The sequence below is a fragment of the Streptomyces sp. NPDC059255 genome, assembly GCF_042752355.1.
Classification (GTDB): Bacteria; Actinomycetota; Actinomycetes; order Streptomycetales; family Streptomycetaceae; genus Streptomyces.
This window is the reverse complement of record NZ_JBHYZP010000111.1, coordinates 1-1,189: the sequence shown is the minus strand read 5'-3', so window position 1 is coordinate 1,189 and position 1,189 is coordinate 1. Positions and strand designations below refer to the sequence as shown.

Annotated in this window: 1 protein-coding gene and 1 pseudogene; one reads left to right on the top strand and one right to left on the bottom strand. The window is 68.3% G+C overall.

The genetic code is table 11. The annotated features are described in order from the left end of the window. A protein-coding gene (locus ACFXKG_RS41300; RefSeq protein WP_384850776.1) for an IS5 family transposase occupies positions 1-959 on the bottom strand; the annotation gives its coding sequence in 2 pieces (ribosomal slippage) (positions 1-557 and positions 557-959; 960 coding nt in all). Between ACFXKG_RS41300 and ACFXKG_RS41295 the strand changes: the two are divergent. Further along, positions 948-1,189, top strand: a pseudogene (locus ACFXKG_RS41295) (SAM-dependent methyltransferase); the annotation flags it as partial. The gene ACFXKG_RS41300 and the pseudogene ACFXKG_RS41295 sit on opposite strands and share 12 nt — an antisense overlap.

Sequence of the window (1,189 nt, the reverse complement as noted above, 5' to 3'; positions counted from 1 at the left end):
CTAGGGCCTGTCTGACAAATGATTACCCGTGGACTCGCGGAGCCAGAGGATCAAGGAAGCCAGGACTACTCCGGCACGGTAGCGGTCGCCGAGCTTGTCGAACCGGGTCGCGATCGCGCGGAATTGCTTGAGGCGGGCGAAGCATCGTTCGACGACGTTGCGGTCGCGGTAGGTGACCTTGTCGAAGGCCGGCGGCCGGCCGCCGAGGGCTCCGCGTCGGTGGCGGTTCGCCGCCTGGTCGCGGCGCTCGGGGATCGTGGCAGCGATGCCCCGGCGCCTCAGCAGATGACGGATGGCCCTGCTGGAATACGCCTTGTCACCCAGCACACGGTCCGGTGTCGTGCGCGGGCGGCCCGTGCCGAGGCGCGGGGTGCGGATGCCGTCGAGGACCTGGCCGAACGCCGTAGCGTCGTTGACGTTGCCGGGCGTGAGCACAATCGACAGGGGCAGGCCCCGGCCATCGACGGCGAGATGGACTTTGGTGGTCAGTCCGCCTCGGGAGCGGCCGAGGGCCTGGCGCGCCTGCGAGCGGCCCGGATCTTCCAGTTCGTCCCCGTTCGCATCCCCTTTTTGCGGGCGCCGACTGCGTGCTGGTGGGCTCGGTTGATGGTGGAGTCGACGGAGACGGTCCATTCCACCCGGCCCACCGCGTCATCGCGGACCTGAACATGCTCCAGCAACCGTGCCCAGGTGCCGTCCGCCTCCCAGCGGGCGAACCGCTCGTAGACGGTCTGCCACGGCCCGAACCGGTCGGGAAGATCCCGCCACGGAGCCCCGGTCCGCAGCCGCCACAGCACCCCGTTGACCACCTGCCGGTGATCACGCCACGGACGGCCCCGTCCGTCCACCTGAGGCAAAAGGGGCTCTATCCGCCTCCATGCCGCATCCGTCAACTCACCTCGACCTGCCACAAGATCAATTATCGGACCGGCTATAGAGTCCTGCCCGTGGCGAATCATCAGGACGAGATCAGGACGGCCTACGACGGTGTCGTCGAGCTGTACGCATCGCTGTTCGCAAACCGGCTGGAGACACAACCTTTCTCCCGGGCCATGATCGGCACCTTCGCCGAACTGGTGCGCGCGACGGGCAACCCGCGGGCAGCGGACGTCGGGTGCGGGCCCGGACATCTGACAGCCATGCTGCACGAACTGGGCCTGGACGCCTTCGGACTCGACCTTGCCCCCGG